Origin of the sequence: Gryllotalpicola ginsengisoli DSM 22003 (genome assembly GCF_000419445.1) — a bacterium.
Taxonomy (GTDB): Bacteria; Actinomycetota; Actinomycetes; order Actinomycetales; family Microbacteriaceae; genus Gryllotalpicola; species Gryllotalpicola ginsengisoli.
The window spans coordinates 17,872-35,808 of the sequence record NZ_AULK01000009.1 but is presented as its reverse complement, the minus strand read 5'-3'; the positions used below and the strand labels follow the sequence as shown (position 1 = coordinate 35,808).

Below are 17,937 nucleotides of genomic sequence, written 5' to 3'. Positions count from 1 at the left end.
CGGCTTCTAGATCTCGTCGATCGACGAGGACTCGAAGCGGGAGGAAATGTTGATGCCCAGCTCTTCCGCGGCGCGGAAGGCCTCGTCGTCGGTGTCGCGCAGGCTGACGGCGGTTCCGTCGGCCGAGAGCACCTCGACGTTCAGGCAGAGCGACTGCATCTCCTTGATGAGCACCTTGAAGGACTCGGGAATGCCCGGCTCCTGGATGTTCTCACCCTTGACGATGGCCTCGTACACCTTCACGCGGCCCAGGATGTCGTCGGACTTGATGGTCAGCAGCTCCTGCAGCGCGTAGGCGGCGCCGTAGGCCTCGAGGGCCCACACCTCCATCTCGCCGAAGCGCTGGCCGCCGAACTGGGCCTTACCGCCCAGCGGCTGCTGCGTGATCATCGAGTACGGACCGGTCGAGCGGGCGTGGATCTTGTCGTCGACGAGGTGGTGCAGCTTCAGGATGTACATGTAGCCGACCGACACCGGGTCCGGGAACGGCTCGCCGGAGCGGCCGTCGAAGAGCACGGTCTTGCCGGATGCGTCGATCAGGCGCTCCCCGTCGCGCGTCGGCAGCGTCGAGTCGAGCAGGCCGGCGATCTCCTCCTCGGACGCACCGTCGAAGACGGGCGTGGCGAGCTTGGTGTTCGGCGCGACCTCGCGGGCCTCCTCGGGCAGGTTCTTCGCCCACTCGGGGTCGCCCTCGATCTTCCAACCGGTCTTGGCGGCCCAGCCGAGGTGCGTCTCGAGCACCTGGCCGAAGTTCATGCGACCGGGGATGCCGAGCGGGTTCAGCACGACGTCGACGGGGGTGCCGTCGGCGAGGAACGGCATGTCCTCCACGGGCAGGATCTTCGAGATGACGCCCTTGTTGCCGTGACGGCCGGCGAGCTTGTCACCCGCGGTGATCTTGCGCTTCTGGGCGATGTAGACCACGACGCGCTGGTTGACGCCCGAGCCGAGCTCGTCGTCGCCGTCCTGCGCGTCGAAGACCTTGACGCCGATGACGGTGCCCTCTTCGCCGTGCGGCACCTTGAGGGAGGTGTCGCGCACCTCGCGGCTCTTCTCGTTGAAAATCGCGCGCAGCAGGCGCTCCTCGGCCGACAGCTCGGTCTCGCCCTTGGGCGTGACCTTGCCGACCAGGATGTCGCCGGGGGCGACCTCGGCGCCGATGCGCACGATGCCGCGCTCGTCGAGGTCGGCCAGCAGGTCCTGGCTCACGTTGGGCAGGTCGCGGGTGATCTCCTCCTTGCCGAGCTTGGTGTCGCGGGCGTCGACCTCGTACTCCTCGATGTGGATCGAGGAGAGGGTGTCGTCCTTCACCAGGTTCTGGCTGAGGATGATCGCGTCCTCGTAGTTGTAGCCCTCCCACGGCATGAACGCGACGAGCAGGTTCTTGCCGAGCGCGAGCTCGCCGTTCTCGGTGGCGGGGCCGTCGGCGATGACCTCGCCGGCCTCGACTCGCTCGCCGGGGTTGACGATCACGCGGTGGTTGTAGCTGGTGCCCTGGTTCGAGCGGTCGAACTTGCGCAGGTAGTAGTCCTGCGTGCCGCCCTCGTCGAGCTGCACCGTGACGACCTCGGCCGAGACCTCGGTGACGACGCCCGGCTTCTCGGCGATGACCACGTCGCCGGCGTCGATCGCCGCGTAGCCCTCCATGCCGGTGCCGACCACGGGGCTCTCGCTGCGCAGCAGCGGAACGGCCTGGCGCTGCATGTTGGCGCCCATCAGGGCGCGGTTGGCGGCGTCGTGCTCGAGGAACGGGATCAGCGAGGTCGCCACCGACACCATCTGGCGCGGCGAGACGTCCATGTATCCGATCTGGTCGACGGGGACCAGGTCGACCTCGCCGCCCTTCTCGCGGGCGAGCACGCGCTCCTCCGCGAAGGAGCCGTCGGCCTTCAGCGGCGCGTTGGCCTGGGCGATGATGAACTCGTCCTCCTCCGCAGCCGTGAGGTAGTCGATCTGGTCGGTGACCTTGCCGTCGACCACCTTGCGGTACGGCGTCTCGATGAAGCCGAAGGAGTTGATCCGGGCGAACGACGCGAGCGAGCCGATGAGGCCGATGTTCGGGCCCTCAGGGGTCTCGATCGGGCACATGCGGCCGTAGTGCGAGGGGTGCACGTCGCGCACCTCGACGCCCGCGCGCTCACGGGAGAGACCGCCGGGGCCGAGCGCCGACAGGCGGCGCTTGTGGGTGAGGCCCGCGAGCGGGTTGTTCTGGTCCATGAACTGCGACAGCTGCGAGGTGCCGAAGAACTCCTTGATCGCGGCCACGACGGGGCGCACGTTGATCAGGGTCTGCGGGGTGATCGCCTCGATGTCCTGCGTGGTCATGCGCTCGCGCACGACGCGCTCCATGCGGGACAGGCCGGTGCGCACCTGGTTCTGGATCAGCTCGCCGACGGCACGGATGCGACGGTTGCCGAAGTGGTCGATGTCGTCCACGTCGATGCGGATGGTGACGGGCTTGCCGTCGCGCACGCCGTCGATCTCGGTCTGGCCGTCGTGCAGGGCGACCAGGTACTTGATCGTCTTCACGACGTCCTCGACGGTGAGCACCGAGTCGGTGAGCGGCTTGTCGAGGCCCAGCTTGCGGTTGATCTTGTAGCGGCCGACCTTCGCGAGGTCGTAGCGCTTCGGGTTGAAGTAGAAGTTGTCGAGCAGCGCGCGGGCGGCCTCGGCGGCCACCTGCTCGCCCGGACGCAGCTTGCGGTAGATGTCCTTGAGCGCGTCCTCCTTGGTGAGGATCATGTCCTTCTCGAGCGTCGACTCGATCGAGGCGAAGCCCTTGAACTCCTCGGCGATCTCCTCGCCGGTCATGCCCAGCGCCTTGAGGAACACGGTGACCGACTGCTTGCGCTTGCGGTCGATGCGCACGCCGACCTGGTCGCGCTTGTCGATCTCGAACTCGAGCCAGGCGCCGCGGCTCGGGATGATGCGGGCGCTGTAGATGTCCTTGTCGGAGGTCTTCTCGGGCGTGCGCTCGAAGTAGACGCCCGGCGAGCGGACCAGCTGCGAGACGACGACGCGCTCGGTGCCGTTGATGATGAAGGTGCCCTTGTCGGTCATGAGCGGGAAGTCGCCCATGAAGACCGTCTGGGTCTTGATCTCACCGGTCTGGTGGTTCATGAACTCGGCCTCGACGTAGAGCGGGGCCGAGTAGGTCTTGCCCTTCTCCTTGCACTCGTCGATCGAGTACTTCTTCTCCTCCAGGAACGGGTTGGTGAAGGAGAGCTGCATGGTCTCGCCCAGGTCCTCGATGGGCGAGATCTCCTCGAAGATCTCGTCGAGGCCGGAGCGGGTGGGCAGATCCTGACGACCCTGCTCGAGTCCTTCGGCGACGCGTGCCTTCCACGCATCGTTTCCGACGAGCCAGTCGAAGCTCTCGGTCTGCAGAGCGAGCAGATCCGGGACGGTGAGGGTGTCGGTGATCTTGGCGAACGAAAGACGAGAGTGGCCTCGTCCGTTCTTCGGGTTGGTGGGCGATGCGTTGCGAGCAGCAGCCAAGGAAATAACCTCCGAAGGCCCCTCGGCGGGAAGGGCCTGACAGTTACTGACGGTCTGGACGAGACTCCCACGTGTGCTCTATCTGACTGGACCCACGCTGTATGGTGGGACCGCCCGGAGCACGCATGTCTTTAACAAACACAGCCGACCGCAATATGAAGGCATGACGTTAGGGGGAGCGCAAAGGTCAAGTGTATAAGGGTGCGACACTCCTTGTCCACCCGTTCCTTGACCTTTCTCCGCACGAGGGGTATAAGCCCCGCCGAGCTTCGGCGATCCGGCGCGGAAATCCGCGGAATCCTGCCCCGCGCGGGCCGCCGCTCAGACCTCCGCGTCCGCCTCCAGCCCGAGCACGAGCTCGTTCTGCGGGCTCGACGGCAGCGGGTGGAACCCGAGCCGGCGGTAGAAGGCGCGGGCGCCCCGGTTCTGCTCCCCCACCCCGAGCTGCACCCCGGGGATGCCGCGGGAGCGCAGCTCGGCCAGCAGCATCCGTATCAAGGCGCGCCCGAGGCCCTGCCCCTGCAGCTCGGGCAGCAGGTCGATGTGCAGGTGCGCCGGGTAGCGGTCCTGGTCCGGGCCGATCATCCGCTCGGGCTCGTGGCCGGTGCACACCATGCGGTCCTCGGCGCTCTCGACGCGCACGGGCGACGGATGCCTCGCCGCGAAGCCCGGCAGCCATTCGGCCCGATAGCGGCGCACGAAGTCGCGCGTGTCGGCGGCCGCCAGTAGATATCCCGCCACCCGCGTGCCGGTGTCGACGACGAACGCGAGGTCGGGCTGCAGGGCGAGGTAGGGGCCGGCATAGATGTCGGGCAGGAGCGTGTCGTCGGAGAACAGGCCCGTCGCATCCGTGCCCGAGTCGCCCGTCTTGACGCACACGTCGTAGACGTCGTCGCGATCCCGCGGCTCGTACCGTCTGATCTGCGCCACGCGGCTACTCTTCCGCACCGGCCGGGCCTTCCGCGCTGCCCAGGGCCAGCGCGATCGCCTGCGACCTGTTGCGTACGCCGAGCTTGGCGAACAGGGCGTTGATGTGGGTCTTCACGGTCGCGACGCTCACGTAGAACTGCGCGGCGATCTCGCTGTTGCTGCGGCCGCGGGCGATCTCGGCGAGCACCTCGGCCTCGCGGCGGGTGAGCAGCGGGAAGCGGGAGTGGAGCGCGGCGGGGGTGGGACGCGCTTCGAGACGCGCCGGTTCGGCGCTCCTCAGGGACCCCCCTTCGAGACGCGCCGGATCGGCGCTCCTCAGGGACCCCCCTTCGAGACGCACGGGCTCGGTCAGCGCGTCGATCAGGCGGGCGCCGACTTCCGGCGCGAGCGTCGTCTGCCCGCGCGCGACCGAGCGGATCGCGGCGGCGACCTCGGCGCGGCCGGCGTCTTTGGTGAGATAGCCACGTGCTCCGGCCTTGAGCGCCGACACGATCGACGCGTCATCGGCGAAGGTGGTGAGCACGAGCACCGCGGTCGACGGATGCGCCGCCACGATGCGCTCCGTCGCGCCGGCGCCGTCGAGCCCGGGCATCCGCAGATCCATCAGCACGACGTCGGGCAGCTGCTCGTCGGCGAGCGCCACCGCCTGCAGGCCGTCCTCGGCCTCGCCGACGACCTCGACGTCGGGCAGCAGGTCGAGCACGGTGACGAGCCCGTCGCGCACGATGGCCTGGTCGTCGGCGACGAGCACACGGATCGCTCGGGCGGTCTGCTCCTCCACGGGGATCAATGTTCCTCGAGGCACGCCTCGACGTGCACGACGAACTCTCCGTCGCGCGGGCCCGCCTCGGCGCGCCCGCCCGGCAGCGCCCGGAAGCGCTCGGCCATCCCGGCGATGCCGTGGCCGCCGCCGGCGGTGCCGGTTGCGCCGCTGGTGGTGTCGGTTCCGCCGGCGGCGGTGCGGGTTCCGCCGGAATCGAGCCGCATCGGATTGCTCACGGTCAGGGCGAGGCGGCCGCCGGCCGCTGTCAGCTCGGCGCGCACCGGCTCGCCCGGCGCATGCCGGCGGGCGTTGCTCAGCGACTCCTGCAGCGCGCGCTCGAATGCGCTCGCGACGGGCGCGGGCACCGCCGCGGGCGGCTCGCCGAGCTCGACGCGGGCATCGATCCGTCCGCCGAGCTCGCGGTGTGCGCGCAGCAGCCGCTCGACGGCCCCGCCGAGGTCGCGCGGGCCCCGTTCCACCGTGCCCGGCTCGTCCGGGCTGCGCAGCGCCGCGACGGCCCGGCGGGCATCGCCGAGACCCTCGGCTGCGAGGGTGCGGGCCTGGGCGACCTTGGCCGCGGCATCCGTCACCCGGCCCGACTCGAGCAGCGCCTGGGCCGCGTCGAGCTGGATCACCAGCCCGCCGAGCGAGTGCGCCAGCACGTCGTGGACGTCGCGGGCCGCCGCCTGCCGGTCGGCCATCAGGGCGGCACGGGCCTCCTGCTCGCGCAGCTCCCGCTGCCGGGCATCGAGCGCGCGGGCCTGGCGGGTCGCCGCGTGCGCCTGGCGGCGGGAGACTCCGATGAGCAGCCACACGGCGTTACCCGCCTCGTACGACCACACCGCCATCGCGTCGGAGTGCGCGGCGAGGCATCCGATCGGGGACAGCGCGAACGACAGCAGGGCGGCCGCGACGCCCACCCAGACCGGCTCGAACTCGTCGGAGATGGCGACCACGATGACGATGCCGAGCGGCGGCAGCAGGATGCCGTTCGTCGACGGCACGGCGAGCGCCGCGGCCGCGACGCCGACGAAGATCACGACGCGGCGCACCAGGCGGAGCACGGGCGGACCGGGGACCTCGAGCGACGCGAGCCCGCGGGGCAGCAGCTGCACGGCCGCCCACGCCAGCAGGGCGATCACGAAGGCCGCCGTGAGCCATGCGCCGTGGCGGCCGGGGAAGGGGCCCGAGAAGAAGGCGTACGCGACCACCGCCATGCCGATGCCGTTGAGGGCGAGGGGCAGCAGGCGGCGGTCGCGTGCGCTCATGGGGTCTATCTTGACGGCTCGGCCGGTTCGGGCGGCTCGGCCCGTCGCCAGGGTCAGCTGCCCTGCTCGGCCGCGGGCCAGACGCGGGCGCTCTGCCGGTGCCGGTCCAGGCGGTAGGCGAACACGGCCGTGCGGGCGGCCCGGTTGGCCGCGAGCACCAGCAGGATGACGCCGCTCGAGAGCGCCGCGGCGGCGCCGAGGTGCTGGGCGAAGACGTCGACGCCGATGCGCACCGCGATCAGCACGAACCACAGCACCAGGCCGAGCCATCCGGTACGGCTCTCGTACTCGACGGGGCCGTGGGTGCCGCCGCGGCCGCCGTCGACGCGCTTCGCCTCGTAGGCGGCGACCGCCTGGGGGCTGAGCCGGCGGAAGTGGGCGATGGCGCCCATGACCGCCCCGATGGCCAGGCTGAGGGTCAGTTCGATCGCGAGCGTGGCGATGTCGACGGGACCGAGCACGAGCTGCTTGCTGCCGGTGACGATGGTGCCGGCGCCGATCACGCCGAAGATCAGGGGGCCGCGCCACATGCGGGCGGGGTCGACGGGGCGCCAGGTCATCTGGCGGTAGCAGATCCACGCGATGGCGGCGAGGCCGAGCAGCGCGTAGGCGAAGTACTGGAGGTTCAGGCTCATGTCTTCGATGCTCCCGGCCCCGGCGGCCCGGGCCCACCACCCTGGGGTGGAGCGCGGGTGGAGATCGGGCGCCGCGGCCGGGTCGGGGGCCGAACTCAGGAGGAGCGCGGAGGCGAGGGGGATATGAGCTCGAGCATCCGTATGTCCTGAATTCGGTCGCCGGGTGCGCCGGTCAACGATGCCGGTCGGCGCGGACGATCTCGAGGATCACGGGTTCCACCTCGTGCCAGCGGAAGAGGATCTGCCCGTAGGTGAGCCGGAGGGGCAGGTAGCCCTGCCTGATGAGCTCGAGGTCGCGCTCGCGATCCTTGGCATAGCTGTCGGCCTTGTCGTGGAACTCGCGGCTGTCGCATTCGATCACGAGCCGATTGCCGACGAGCAGGTCGACGAAGCCGACACCGGGAATCGGCACCTGGGTGCGCACCGCGATGCCGAGCCGCCGCAGGCGCACCCGCACCAACGACTCGGTGCCGGATTGGCTCGCGGCGTCGCACCAGGCGAGGAGCCGGCGACACCGCTCGGGTGCGCCGGCGAACGCTGTCTCGAGCGACCGCATGGAGATCAGCCGCTTGTTCAGAGCAGAGTCGATCACGGCGACCGCGTTCTCGAACAGCTGGCACATCGCGACGTGCAGCAGCACGACCGCGAGCGGCAGGGCATTCGCGCCGGTGACCAGTTCTGCGCACCAGTGCACGCACAGCGACGCGGCGCGCGGCAGCCGCAGCCGGCTCGCGTGCAGTGGCACGGCGACGTGCAGCTTGCCGTCGTCCCAGGTCCAGAGCCCGCCGGCGCGCGTGGCAGAGGTCGAGGTACGCACGCCCCCGACGCGCACGGCCGCCACGGCGGCCGGATCGGCGCCGGGCAGGGAGTACCACCCGTTGCGAACCCTCAGCAGCCGTCTGCAGGCGACGCCGCGCGCCAGTGCGCGCTTCGTGCGGCGGTCGGTCGAGCGCACGCGCGCGGCTCCCCCGCACTCCGCGATGTGACGTTCGATGCGATCGAGTTCGGCGTCGGTTTCCATGAGCCCCTGACGATGCCCGATGCTGGGGCGGCGGGATGCGGCAACGGCCGCATCTGGGGACAAGTCGTGGAGCGGGCCGACTGTGCGGGGGCGGTCGACGGTGCTGCGGGCGACCGAATTCAGGAGCAGCGCGGAGCGAAGCCGTATATCGCCTCGAACCGGCGCTCATCCTGAGTTCGGCCCACTGGACCGCATAGCCACGACTTGTATCTATGATGGAGGCCATGGCTTCCGCACCCCTCACCTCGGCCCCCGCCGGCGAGCGCGCGTACGCGGACGTGCGCGACCGCATCCTGAGCGGCGAACTCGCCGGCGGCGACCTGATCAGCGAAGGGGAGGTCGCCGCCCGGCTCGGCATCAGCCGCACGCCCGTGCGGGAGGCGTTCCTGCGCCTGCAGGCCGAAGGGTTCATGAAGCTCTACCCGAAGCGCGGCGCCCTGATCGTGCCCATCGCCCGCTCCGAGGCCCGCGACGTCATCGAGGCGCGCGAGCTGGTCGAGGCGCACGCCGCCCGGGTCGTCACCGGCGACGCCGCCCGCACGACGGCCCTCGTCGCGCAGCTGCGGCAGAACCTCGAGCTGCAGCGCAGCACGGTGCGCGACGGCGACCTCGGCGCCTACGCCGCGGCCGACGCCGACTTCCACAGCACGATCGTCCAGGCGGGCGGCAACGAGCTGATCATCCGCTTCTACGAGAGCCTGCGCGCCCGCCAGGTGCGCATGATCGCGACCTCCGTGCCCGGAGCCGTCGCCGAGTCCGTCATCGCGCAGCACGAGGCGCTGCTCGCCGCGATCGACGCGCGCGACGCCGACCGCTTCGCCGCTCTGCTGCACGACCACCTGAGCGAGGTGCACGAGGTCCTCATCCGATGACGCCCGCTGATACCTCTCCGAGGACGACGAGATCGGATGCCCCGGCCCGCACCCCCTCGCGGCGCCCGTGGCTGCTCGCCTGCGCCGCCCTGTTCGCCGTCGCCTGGGGCGGCAACGAGTTCACCCCGCTGCTCGTGATGTACCGCCAGCGGGACCACCTCGGCGCGGTGACCGTCGACGCCCTGCTCGGCGTCTACGTGCTGGGCATCGTGCCGGCGATGCTCGTCGCCGCCCCGCTCTCCGACCGGTACGGCCGCCGGCCGCTGATGGTGCCCGCGCCGTTCCTCGCCGCGCTCGGCAGCCTGGTGCTGGCGTTCGCGTACGGCAGCCCGGTGCTGCTCGGAGTGGGGCGGGTGCTGTGCGGCATCGCGCTGGGGCTCGCGATGGCGGTGGGCACCGCGTGGGTGAAGGAGTTGTCGCAGCATCCGTTCGAGGACGCGCCGGCGGCGACCGGGGCGACCCGGGGCGCACTGTCGCTGACCGCCGGGTTCCTGCTCGGGGCGGTGGCCGCCGCGGCGCTCGCGCAGTACGCGCCGCTGCCGCAGCAGCTGCCCTACCTGGTCTGCGCGGGGCTCTCGCTCGCCGCCGGCCTGCTCGGCGCCCGTGCGCCGGAGACCCGGGCGCGCGGAGCGCGGGCGAGCCTCGCGCAGCTCGCATCCGATCTGAAGGTGCCTGCGGCCTCGCACCGGCGCTTCATGCTCGTCGTGCTGCCCGCCTCGTCGTGGGTGTTCGGCACCGCCGGCAGCTCGTACGCGGTGCTGCCCGCCGTGCTCGCGGGGCGGGTGCCGGGCGAGCAGATCGCGTTCTCGGGCCTCTTGTGCCTCGTGACCCTGGGCGCGGCGTTCCTGGTGCAGCCCACCGCGCGGCGGCTGCACAGCCCCCGGTCCGCCCTCGGCATGGTCGTCGCGATGGCCGCCGCAGTGGCCGGCATGCTGACCTGCGCGCTCGCGACCGCGACGCTCAGCCCTGCCGTCGCGATCGGTGCGGCCGCGGTGCTCGGCGTCGGCAACGGGCTGCTGATGCTCGGCGGCATGCTCGAGGTGCAGCGCATCGCCCGGCCCGACGACCTCGCGGGCCTCACCGCCCTGTACTACTCCGCCGCGTACGCGGGCTTCTTCATCCCGGCGATCCTGGCGGCGCTGTCGCCGTGGGTGCCCTACCCGGTGCTGTTCCTCGCGGGCGCCGTGATCGGCGGCGGATGCATCGCCGTGATCGCCGCCGCGGGCGGCCGGCACCTGCACCGGCACGGCGAGCGGCCGCAGACCCGCCCCCTCGATGCGGCGGCCGCGAAGTAGCCTGAAGGGGTGAGCGACGACCCCTCGGTGATCCTCAGGCACTCGGGCTACCGCGCGGTCATCGAGCCCGACCGGTTCATCCCAGGAGCGTACGAGCTGGTGGTCGACGGCACGCCGCAGTCGCATGTGAACCTCGAGGACCCGCAGAGCCTGTTCTTCGAGTACATCCAGCGCATGGGCAACGTGATCGACCTGATCGGCGAGCCCGGCGAGCCGATCACCGCCGTGCACCTCGGCGCGGGCGCGATGACCCTGCCGCGCTACATCGCGGTGACCCGCCCGGGCAGCCGCCAGCAGGTCATCGAGCTGGAGCAGGAGCTCGTCGACCTCGTGCGCGAGCACCTGCCGCTGCCGCGCGGGGCTCAGGTGCGGGTGCGCTACGGCGATGCCCGCGAGGTGCTCGGCAAGCTGCCGTCGGGGCTGCGCGGCCAGGCCGACCTCGTCGTGATCGACATCTTCAGCGGCGCCCGCACCCCGGCGCACGTGACGAGCGTCGAGTTCTACCGCGAGGCCGTCGCCCTGCTGAAGCCGACCGGGATCGTGCTGGTCAACATCGCCGACGGCCCGCCGCTGCGCTTCGCCCGCGGCCAGGCCGCGACGCTCGCCCAGGTCGTGCCGCATGCCGCCGTGCTCGCCGAGGCGCAGGTGCTCAAGGGCCGCCGCTTCGGCAACTTCGTGCTCGTGGGCTCGCCGGCCGAGCTGCCCGTGGCGTGGCTGCCGCGGCTGATGGCCGCGGGGCCGCACCCGGCGCAGGCCGTCTTCGGCGCCGACTTCGACGAGTTCGCGCGCCCCGGCGCGATCGTCACCGACCAGACGGCGCTGCCCTCCCCCTCGCCGTCGCTGAACGTGTTCCAGGTCAGGCGCGGCGGCTAGGCGCACCGACGATGGGCGATCGGATGCTTCGCACCACCCGCCGCGTGAGCGCGGCGGTCGCGGCATCCCTCGCCCTCGCCCTGCTGCTCGCCGGCTGCTACCACCGCGATTCGGCGGGCCCGACCACGTCGCTCAGCGCCGTGCCGTCGGCGTCCGGCTCGGCGGCGGCGTCCGCCACCTCCTCCCCGTCGGCGTCATCGAGCGGCTCGGCCCGCGCGACCCCGACGCCGACCGCCTCGGCCGAGACGACCGGGCACTGGGTGCTCGCCGGCGAACCGCGCACGCTGGAGACCGGGCTCGAGGGGCCCTGGTCGATCGCCCGGCTGCCCGACGGCACGACGCTGATCAGCGAGCGCGACTCCGGACGCATCCTCGAGCGCACGACGGACGGCGCGATGCGCACCGTCGGCACGGTTCCGGGCGTCGTGCACGACGTCGAGGGCGGCCTGCTCGGCCTCGCGCTGCTGCCCGGGAACCCGCGCGTGCTGTACGCCTACGAGACCACGGCGGACGACAACCGGGTCGTGCGCATGGCGCTCACCGGGCCGACGGGGGCGCTGGCGCTGGGCGCGGCGCATCCGATCGTCACCGGCCTGCCGCACGCGGCGAACCACAACGGCGGGCGGCTCGCCTTCGGCCCGGACGGCATGCTCTACATCACGGTGGGCGACGCCAGCGATCCCGAGCGGGCGCAGGACGTCGACTACCTCGGCGGCAAGCTCCTGCGGGTGACGCCGACCGGCGCGGTGCCGGCCGGCAACCCGTTCCCCGGCTCCCCGGTGTGGACGCTCGGGCACCGCAACCCGCAGGGTCTCGGCTGGCAGCCCGACGGCACGATGTGGGCCGCCGAGTTCGGGCAGGACACCTGGGACGAGCTGAACCGCATCACGAAGGGCGCCAACTACGGCTGGCCGCTCGTCGAGGGCATCGGGCACCGGCAGGGCCTCACCGACCCGGTGCTGCAGTGGTCGACCGACGAGGCGAGCCCGAGCGCGATCGCGGTGGTGGGCGACACGGTCTTCATGGCGGGCCTCGGCGGGCAGCGGCTGTGGGTGGTGCAGCTCGGCGCCGGAGGGACCACGGCGAAGGCATCCGCCCAGCTCGTCGGCACGCTCGGGCGCATCCGCGACGTCAAGCTGGTCGCGCCGTGCACGCTGTGGCTGCTGACCAACAACACCGACGGGCGCGGCAGCCCGCGCGCCGGCGACGACCGCCTGGTCGAGGTGAAGATCACGCGCTCCGGCTGAGCGCGGCTGGGCGTGGCATGACGAGCGGATGCCGCGGCCGCGGTTACCCTGCCTGGCGTGAGCAGCATCATCCTCGGCTACGATCCGGAGACTCTTCGCGAGCGGGTCGACCTGGTGGAGGTCGGCCATCGTCTCGCCGAACTCGGCGATCTGCGCAGCAGGGACGCGCTGTGCGAGAAGGCCTGGCTGCTCAAGGTCGGCGGCAACCTCGACGACGCGCTCGACACCGCCAACGAGGCCTACCGGCTCGCCCGCTTCACCGGCGACCGCCGCTCGCTGCAGCGGCCGCGCATGATCCGGGCGCAGGTGCTGCAGTACCTCGGCCGCTACGAGGAGGCCCTCACCGACCTCACCGCGTGCATCGAAGAGGCGCACACGCACGAGTGGCACCACCACGAGGCGTTCGGGCTGCAGCACCGCGGCAAGGTCTACTTCGACCAGGGCGACGACGAGCGCGCGGTCGCCGACTTCGCCGAGGCGCTGCGGCTGCGCAAGGAATTCGCCGCCCCTCAGGACCAGGTCGCGTCCTCCGAATTCGCGCTGGAGACCGCCAAACGGCGGCTCGAACACAATGTCGTACCGCTGTTCTAGAGTGCGAGCGTGTCTGATCTCGCCCGCGTGCGGATCTGGGCCGACGCCCTGATCCGGCTCCACCTCGACCCCGCCGTGTGGAGCTTCGGCTTCGACAACGCCAAGAAGCGCGCGGGCCTCACCGACTACTCGAAGAAGCGCATCACGGTCTCCCGCTACCTCGCCGCGCGCTGGGGCGACGACGACGTGCACCAGATCCTGCTGCACGAGGTCGCGCACGCGCTGGCCGGTCCGGCCGCCGGGCACGGGCCCGAGTGGCGGCGGATGGCGCGGCAGATCGGCTACGTCGGCCGCCGCACCCACGACGGCGAGACCGCGACCGAGCTCGCCCCCTGGGTCGGCACCTGCCCCAACGGCCACGTGCACTACCGGCACCGCAAGCCGACACGGGCGCTGTCCTGCGCCACCTGCTCGCGCAGCTTCTCCCGCGCCTACCTGATCTCCTGGACCAAGCGCGAGATCTCCTCCGCGACCCGCCGCGCCGCGGCCGCCGCCTCCGACTTCAGGTGAGCCGGGTCTCTTCCGCCTGAGCCGCGCGCCGCGGCATCCGTACCCCCCCTTGGCTGGCCAGGATGCCCGCAATGATGATCAGCCCGCCCAGCGGTTCGTTCCAGTGCATGGATTCGCCGAGCACCAGCACGCCGAGCACGACGCCGACGACCGGCGAGAGGTAGGTGACGGTCGAGGCGCGGGCCGGGCCCCAGTCGCGCACGATCTTCGTGTACCAGATGTAGGAGATGCCCGTGCCGAGCACGCCGAGCGCCACGACCGCGGCCACGACCGGCAGGTCGAGCGAGACCGGACCGCGGGCGTCGAACGGGGCGAGGACCAGCGTGAGCAGAGCCGCCACCACCATCTGCACCGTCGAGAGCGTGGTCGAGTCGTAGGGCAGCCCGGTGAGGAAGCGGCGCATGTAGAGCCCGGCGATGCCGTAGCAGACCGTCGCGCCGAGGCAGGCGAGCTGCGCCGGCAGCGTGCCGGCGAGCGCGGAGGAGCCGGCCAGCTGCCACGGGGCGACGAGCACGAGCACTCCGGCCATGCCGACCAGCAGGCCTGCGAGCTGCCGGCCGCTCAGCCGCTCGCGGCGCAGCAGCAGCGGCGTCAGCAGGAGGGTCATGATCGGCGTGCTGGCGTTGTAGATGCTCGCCAGGCTGCTCGGCACGCGCAACTCGGCCCAGGCGTACAGGGTGAACGGCACCACGCAGAACAGCGCGCCGACCACCAGCATGTGGCCCCACAGCTTGAGCTCGCGCGGCCACGGCCGCCGGGTGACGAGCATGATCGCGGCGAGCGCCGCGGCGCCGAGCACGATGCGCCCGACGACGACCTGCGCGGGCGACAGGCCGGTGAGCCCGACCTTGATGAAGAGGAAGCTCGCGCCCCACGCGGTGGACAGGGCGAGGAACGCCCAGACGGTGCCACGGGCGTTGCCGGTCTGCGTCGTGCGCCCAGTCGTCATGGGCCCAGTCTGGCGGCGACCGGCGACATCGGGTGTCTCGGTGACCTCGGTCGACTCACTCGACGACCTGCACGTCCTTCCAGAACGCGACGTAACCCGAGAAGTCCTTGCCGACGCGGTCGAACGCGGTCGGATACGGATGCGGGTAGCTCCATGCCCGGTCGGGGTAGGGCTGCCCGTCGACGGTGACGGTGTAGTACTGGCACTCGCCCTTCCAGGGGCAGGTGTAGGGGGTGGGGCTCTCGCTGAGGTACTGCCCGGCGACGCCGGCGGGCGGGAAGTACCAGTTGCCCTCGATGCGGATGAGGTCCTCCTCCGGGGCCTCGGCGATGATGGTTTCTCCGAGTACGGCCTTCATGCGGGAGCGAACCGCGCGGCGCCGGGAGCTATTCCGTCTGCTGCTCGGCGCGCGGCACGGCGCGGAAGACGCCGTCGCGCATCACCGGCACGACGTCGGACACGTCGAGCTGCGCCGCGATCTTCACGTCGTCGAGCTGGCCGACGGCTGCGAGCTCTTGACCCGATACGGATGCGGTCAGCAGGTGCTTCACCGCCCCGCGCAGCCCCGCGAACGCGGCGGCCGCGACGGCGGCCTCTGGTGAGCAGAAGTCGATGCCGAGCTTCTGCAGCGCCTCCACCACGGCGCCGGCGGCGAGCTGGTCTTCGACGGCGGGGCGCAGGCTGTCGTCGGCCCGCCGCTCGCCCGAGGCGACGACGGCGACGTTTGCGCGGGTGCCGAGCTGCTGCTGGTAGGCGAGCACCCAGCGGGCCACGGCCGAGAAGTTCCGCAGGTTCGCCGCGACGACGGGAACGCCGAAGCCCGCCGCAGCGGCGGCGACGCGCGAGCCGTTGAGCGAGAGCACGACGAGCCGCCCGGCGCCGGAGGCCGCCGCGTTCTCGGGCGTCATGCTCGTCGGAGAGAGCGTGAGGCCGGCTTCGCCGCGGCGACCCGCGAGCTTCGCGCCGACGGCGGCGGCGTAGGCGGCGGCCGCCTCGCGGTCCATGGTCGGGTACGGCTCGACCTCGAGCCCGAAGCCCGCCGCGAGCTCGACCGTGGTGGTGAACGAGATCGTGTCGACGAAGACGATCACGCCGGCGCCCGGCGCGATGCTCTTCAACCCGTCGATCCCCCAGTCGAAGCGCACCTCATATCGGGTCTGCGTCGTCTCGGCCGGCTGCGGTTGGGGCATGCAGCCAACCTATCGGGGTGCCGGTGGCGCTTCGAGACGCGGCGCTTCGCGCCGCTCCTCAGCGGACTGGAGGGGCGAAACGGCGGCGCTTCGGGACGCGGCGCTGCGCGCCGCTCCTCAGCGACCCGAGGGGCGAAACGGAGGCGCTTCGGGACGCGGCGCTGCGCGCCGCTCCTCAGCGACCCGAGGAGCGAAACGGCGGCGCTTCGAGACGCGGCGCTTCGCGCCGCTCCTCAGCGACCGGACCAGCGAGACGACGATAGTCCTTGGCCGGCGCCTCTCCGAGCGCAAGAGAATCGGTCCGCGACCAGCGACGGGGTGCGGCGACCGCTTTTCTTGCGTTCGGAGAGCCGCCGGAAGAGGAGGGCCGTCGGCACGCGAGAACGGCGGAGATGCGACGCGACCGTTTTTCTTGCGTTCGGAGAGGTGCGCAGCGGCGGGACGTTTCGAAAGGTGCGCGGCGGCGGGACGCTTCGAGACGCGGCGCTGCGCGCCGCTCCTCAGCGATCTGGGGAACCGGGGGATCCGACGCGCGGGAACCGGAGAATCTGAGGCGCGTTGAACCGGGGATTCGAGGCGCGGGGAAGGCAGGGGCGCGCGTGGGCTAGACTCGTCGGGTGGCGCCGCTCTGTGTGCGCCCCCAAGCGTCGTGAATCGACCCGTTCTGTTCTGACGGCGCACCGCGCTGGCACTCGTCCGCGTGCGACCGATCCTCGCAGCATCCGTCTGCGCTCTCATGCCAGGAAAGGCATACCACCTCCATGACTTCTTTCGCCGAACTCGGCGTTCCCGCGCCCATCGCCGCAGCCCTCGCCCGTGACGGCAAGACCGAGGCGTTCCCCATCCAGGTCGCGACCCTGCCCGACTCGATCGCCGGCCGCGACGTGCTCGGCCGGGGCAAGACCGGCTCGGGCAAGACGATCGCCTTCGCGATCCCGCTCGCCGCGCGCCTGGGCGAGGGCAGCCGCGGCGGCCGCAGCCGCCAGCCGCGCGGCCTCGTGCTCGCCCCGACCCGCGAGCTCGCCACCCAGATCGACCAGACCCTCGCCCCGCTCGCCGAGGCGATGGGGCTCACCACGACCATCATCTTCGGCGGCGTCAAGCAGGCCCGCCAGGAGGAGGCGCTGCGCCGCGGCGTCGACATCGTCGTCGCGACCCCCGGCCGCCTCGACGACCTGATGAAGCAGGGCGTGCTGTCGCTCGACCGCATCGAGATCACCGTGCTCGACGAGGCCGACCACATGGCCGACCTCGGCTTCCTGCCGGTCGTCACCCGCATCCTCGACAAGACGCCCCGAGGCGGCCAGCGACTGCTGTTCTCCGCCACGCTCGACAACGGCGTGGACCGGCTCGTGAAGCGCTACCTGCGCGACGAGATCCTGCACTCCGTCGACGAGGCCACCTCGCACGTCGACGCGATGACCCACCACGTCTTCGCCGTGGAGTCCACCGCCGGCAAGGACTCGCTCGTGCGCGAGCTGGCGCGCGGCGCGGGGCGGCGCATCCTCTTCATGCGCACCAAGCACCAGGCCAAGAAGCTCGCCAAGAAGCTCACCGAGGCCGGCATCCCCTCCGTCGACCTGCACGGCAACCTGTCGCAGAACGCGCGCGACCGCAACCTCGCCGCCTTCCACGGCGGTTCGGTGCGGGTGCTCGTGGCGACCGACGTCGCGGCGCGCGGCGTGCACATCGACGACGTCGAGCTCGTCGTGCACGTCGACCCGCCGACGGAGCACAAGGCGTACCTGCACCGCTCCGGGCGCACCGCCCGCGCCGGCTCGGCCGGGGACGTCGTGACGATAGCCCTGCCCAACGAACAGAGCGACCTGCGCGCGCTGCTGCGCAAGGCAGACATCAAGGTCGGCTTCCAGACCGTCACGGCGGCATCGCCCGAGGTCTCCCGCCTGGTCGGCGAGCCGGTCGCGCTCGTTCCCTACGTCCGGACCGAGGCGCCCGCCCGCGGGCAATCGACCGGTGGACGCTCCACCGGCGCGAACGCGCAGCGCAAGCGCGCGCGCCGCGAGGGCGGCGGCCAGGGCGGCCAGCAGGGCGGCCGCGGCCGCTCCGGTCAGGCGGGCCAGGGCGGCGTACAGGGCGACCGGCGTCGCCGGGGCACGGATGCCGCAGCCGGCACTCCCGCGCAGCGCGGCGGTCAGCAGCGCTCCGGTCGCGCCGGGGGCGCTCGGCCCGAGGCATCCGTGCGCCGCGAGTCGAAGCCGAGCTACTCGACTTCGACGCCGGGCTCGGCGGCCGGTCGCACCCGCGCCCCGCGCCGCGCCTCGCGCCCGTAACCGG

16 protein-coding genes are annotated in these 17,937 nt (G+C 71.9%); 7 read left to right on the top strand and 9 right to left on the bottom strand.

Annotated features, from left to right (window positions below):
• Window positions 1-6 precede the first annotated feature (6 nt).
• From rpoB to H563_RS0112815, 6 genes are all read right to left on the bottom strand, one after another.
• Window positions 7-3,498, bottom strand: coding sequence for a DNA-directed RNA polymerase subunit beta (gene rpoB / locus H563_RS0112840; protein ID WP_022883000.1), 3,492 nt, complete (start codon window positions 3,496-3,498; stop codon window positions 7-9).
• A 321-nt stretch (window positions 3,499-3,819) separates the two neighbouring features.
• Window positions 3,820-4,428, bottom strand: coding sequence for a GNAT family N-acetyltransferase (locus H563_RS16695; RefSeq protein ID WP_022882999.1), 609 nt, complete (start codon window positions 4,426-4,428; stop codon window positions 3,820-3,822).
• Between the two features lie 4 nt (window positions 4,429-4,432).
• A complete protein-coding gene (locus H563_RS16690; RefSeq protein WP_022882998.1) occupies window positions 4,433-5,209 on the bottom strand; it encodes a response regulator transcription factor in 777 nt (258 codons plus the stop codon).
• A 5-nt stretch (window positions 5,210-5,214) separates the two neighbouring features.
• Window positions 5,215-6,459 carry a sensor histidine kinase gene (locus tag H563_RS18010; RefSeq protein ID WP_051142754.1) on the bottom strand — a complete coding sequence of 415 codons (1,245 nt, stop codon included), beginning with the start codon at window positions 6,457-6,459 and terminating at the stop codon, window positions 5,215-5,217.
• A gap of 53 nt (window positions 6,460-6,512) precedes the next feature.
• Window positions 6,513-7,094, bottom strand: coding sequence for a hypothetical protein (locus tag H563_RS16680; protein ID WP_051142753.1), 582 nt, complete (start codon window positions 7,092-7,094; stop codon window positions 6,513-6,515).
• Between the two features lie 172 nt (window positions 7,095-7,266).
• Entirely contained in the window at window positions 7,267-8,115 is an 849-nt protein-coding gene (locus tag H563_RS0112815; protein WP_081416298.1) for an endonuclease domain-containing protein, read from the bottom strand.
• Between the two features lie 224 nt (window positions 8,116-8,339).
• Between H563_RS0112815 and H563_RS0112810 the strand changes: the two genes are divergently transcribed.
• From H563_RS0112810 to H563_RS0112785, 6 genes are read left to right on the top strand one after another with little or no spacing between them, the layout of a single operon-like run.
• Window positions 8,340-8,987: a GntR family transcriptional regulator gene (locus H563_RS0112810; RefSeq protein WP_022882997.1), complete on the top strand. Its 648-nt coding sequence runs from the start codon at window positions 8,340-8,342 to the stop codon at window positions 8,985-8,987.
• Window positions 8,984-10,282, top strand: coding sequence for an MFS transporter (locus H563_RS16675; RefSeq protein WP_022882996.1), 1,299 nt, complete (start codon window positions 8,984-8,986; stop codon window positions 10,280-10,282). Before H563_RS0112810 ends, H563_RS16675 begins: the two co-directional genes overlap by 4 nt.
• Window positions 10,283-10,291: 9 nt before the next feature.
• Entirely contained in the window at window positions 10,292-11,155 is an 864-nt protein-coding gene (locus H563_RS0112800) for a spermidine synthase (protein ID WP_022882995.1), read from the top strand.
• Window positions 11,156-11,178: 23 nt separating this feature from the next.
• Entirely contained in the window at window positions 11,179-12,402 is a 1,224-nt protein-coding gene (locus tag H563_RS0112795) for a PQQ-dependent sugar dehydrogenase (RefSeq protein ID WP_022882994.1), read from the top strand.
• A gap of 57 nt (window positions 12,403-12,459) precedes the next feature.
• A complete protein-coding gene (locus H563_RS0112790; RefSeq protein ID WP_022882993.1) occupies window positions 12,460-12,993 on the top strand; it encodes a tetratricopeptide repeat protein in 534 nt (177 codons plus the stop codon).
• 9 nt (window positions 12,994-13,002) lie between these two features.
• Entirely contained in the window at window positions 13,003-13,503 is a 501-nt protein-coding gene (locus H563_RS0112785; protein WP_022882992.1) for a SprT-like domain-containing protein, read from the top strand.
• On the opposite strand, the gene H563_RS0112780 is transcribed toward H563_RS0112785, so the two are convergent.
• Genes H563_RS0112780 through H563_RS0112770 form a run of 3 tightly spaced genes read right to left on the bottom strand, consistent with a single transcriptional unit; the run spans window position 13,496 to window position 15,642 of the window.
• On the bottom strand, window positions 13,496-14,452 hold the full coding sequence (locus H563_RS0112780; protein WP_022882991.1) for a DMT family transporter: 957 nt from the start codon (window positions 14,450-14,452) through the stop codon (window positions 13,496-13,498). The two genes, H563_RS0112785 and H563_RS0112780, sit on opposite strands and share 8 nt — an antisense overlap.
• Before the next feature lie 55 nt (window positions 14,453-14,507).
• Window positions 14,508-14,810, bottom strand: coding sequence for a DUF427 domain-containing protein (locus H563_RS0112775; RefSeq protein WP_022882990.1), 303 nt, complete (start codon window positions 14,808-14,810; stop codon window positions 14,508-14,510).
• Window positions 14,811-14,838: 28 nt separating this feature from the next.
• Window positions 14,839-15,642 carry a 2-phosphosulfolactate phosphatase gene (locus H563_RS0112770; protein WP_022882989.1) on the bottom strand — a complete coding sequence of 268 codons (804 nt, stop codon included), beginning with the start codon at window positions 15,640-15,642 and terminating at the stop codon, window positions 14,839-14,841.
• A gap of 761 nt (window positions 15,643-16,403) precedes the next feature.
• Between H563_RS0112770 and H563_RS0112765 the strand changes: the two genes are divergently transcribed.
• A complete protein-coding gene (locus tag H563_RS0112765; protein WP_022882988.1) occupies window positions 16,404-17,933 on the top strand; it encodes a DEAD/DEAH box helicase in 1,530 nt (509 codons plus the stop codon).
• Window positions 17,934-17,937 lie beyond the last annotated feature (4 nt).

What these genes read in the sequence shown, in the direction of transcription:
- H563_RS18010 (WP_051142754.1), bottom strand. Translation starts at nt 6,459, where the DNA reads ATGAGCGCACGCGACCGCCGCCTGCTGCCCCTCGCCCTCAACGGCATC.
- H563_RS16680 (WP_051142753.1), bottom strand. Translation starts at nt 7,094, where the DNA reads ATGAGCCTGAACCTCCAGTACTTCGCCTACGCGCTGCTCGGCCTCGCC.
- H563_RS0112815 (WP_081416298.1), bottom strand. Translation starts at nt 8,115, where the DNA reads ATGGAAACCGACGCCGAACTCGATCGCATCGAACGTCACATCGCGGAG.
- H563_RS0112810 (WP_022882997.1), top strand. Translation starts at nt 8,340, where the DNA reads ATGGCTTCCGCACCCCTCACCTCGGCCCCCGCCGGCGAGCGCGCGTAC.
- H563_RS16675 (WP_022882996.1), top strand. Translation starts at nt 8,984, where the DNA reads ATGACGCCCGCTGATACCTCTCCGAGGACGACGAGATCGGATGCCCCG.
- H563_RS0112795 (WP_022882994.1), top strand. Translation starts at nt 11,179, where the DNA reads ATGCTTCGCACCACCCGCCGCGTGAGCGCGGCGGTCGCGGCATCCCTC.
- H563_RS0112780 (WP_022882991.1), bottom strand. Translation starts at nt 14,452, where the DNA reads ATGACGACTGGGCGCACGACGCAGACCGGCAACGCCCGTGGCACCGTC.
- H563_RS0112775 (WP_022882990.1), bottom strand. Translation starts at nt 14,810, where the DNA reads ATGAAGGCCGTACTCGGAGAAACCATCATCGCCGAGGCCCCGGAGGAG.
- H563_RS0112770 (WP_022882989.1), bottom strand. Translation starts at nt 15,642, where the DNA reads ATGCCCCAACCGCAGCCGGCCGAGACGACGCAGACCCGATATGAGGTG.
- H563_RS0112765 (WP_022882988.1), top strand. Translation starts at nt 16,404, where the DNA reads ATGACTTCTTTCGCCGAACTCGGCGTTCCCGCGCCCATCGCCGCAGCC.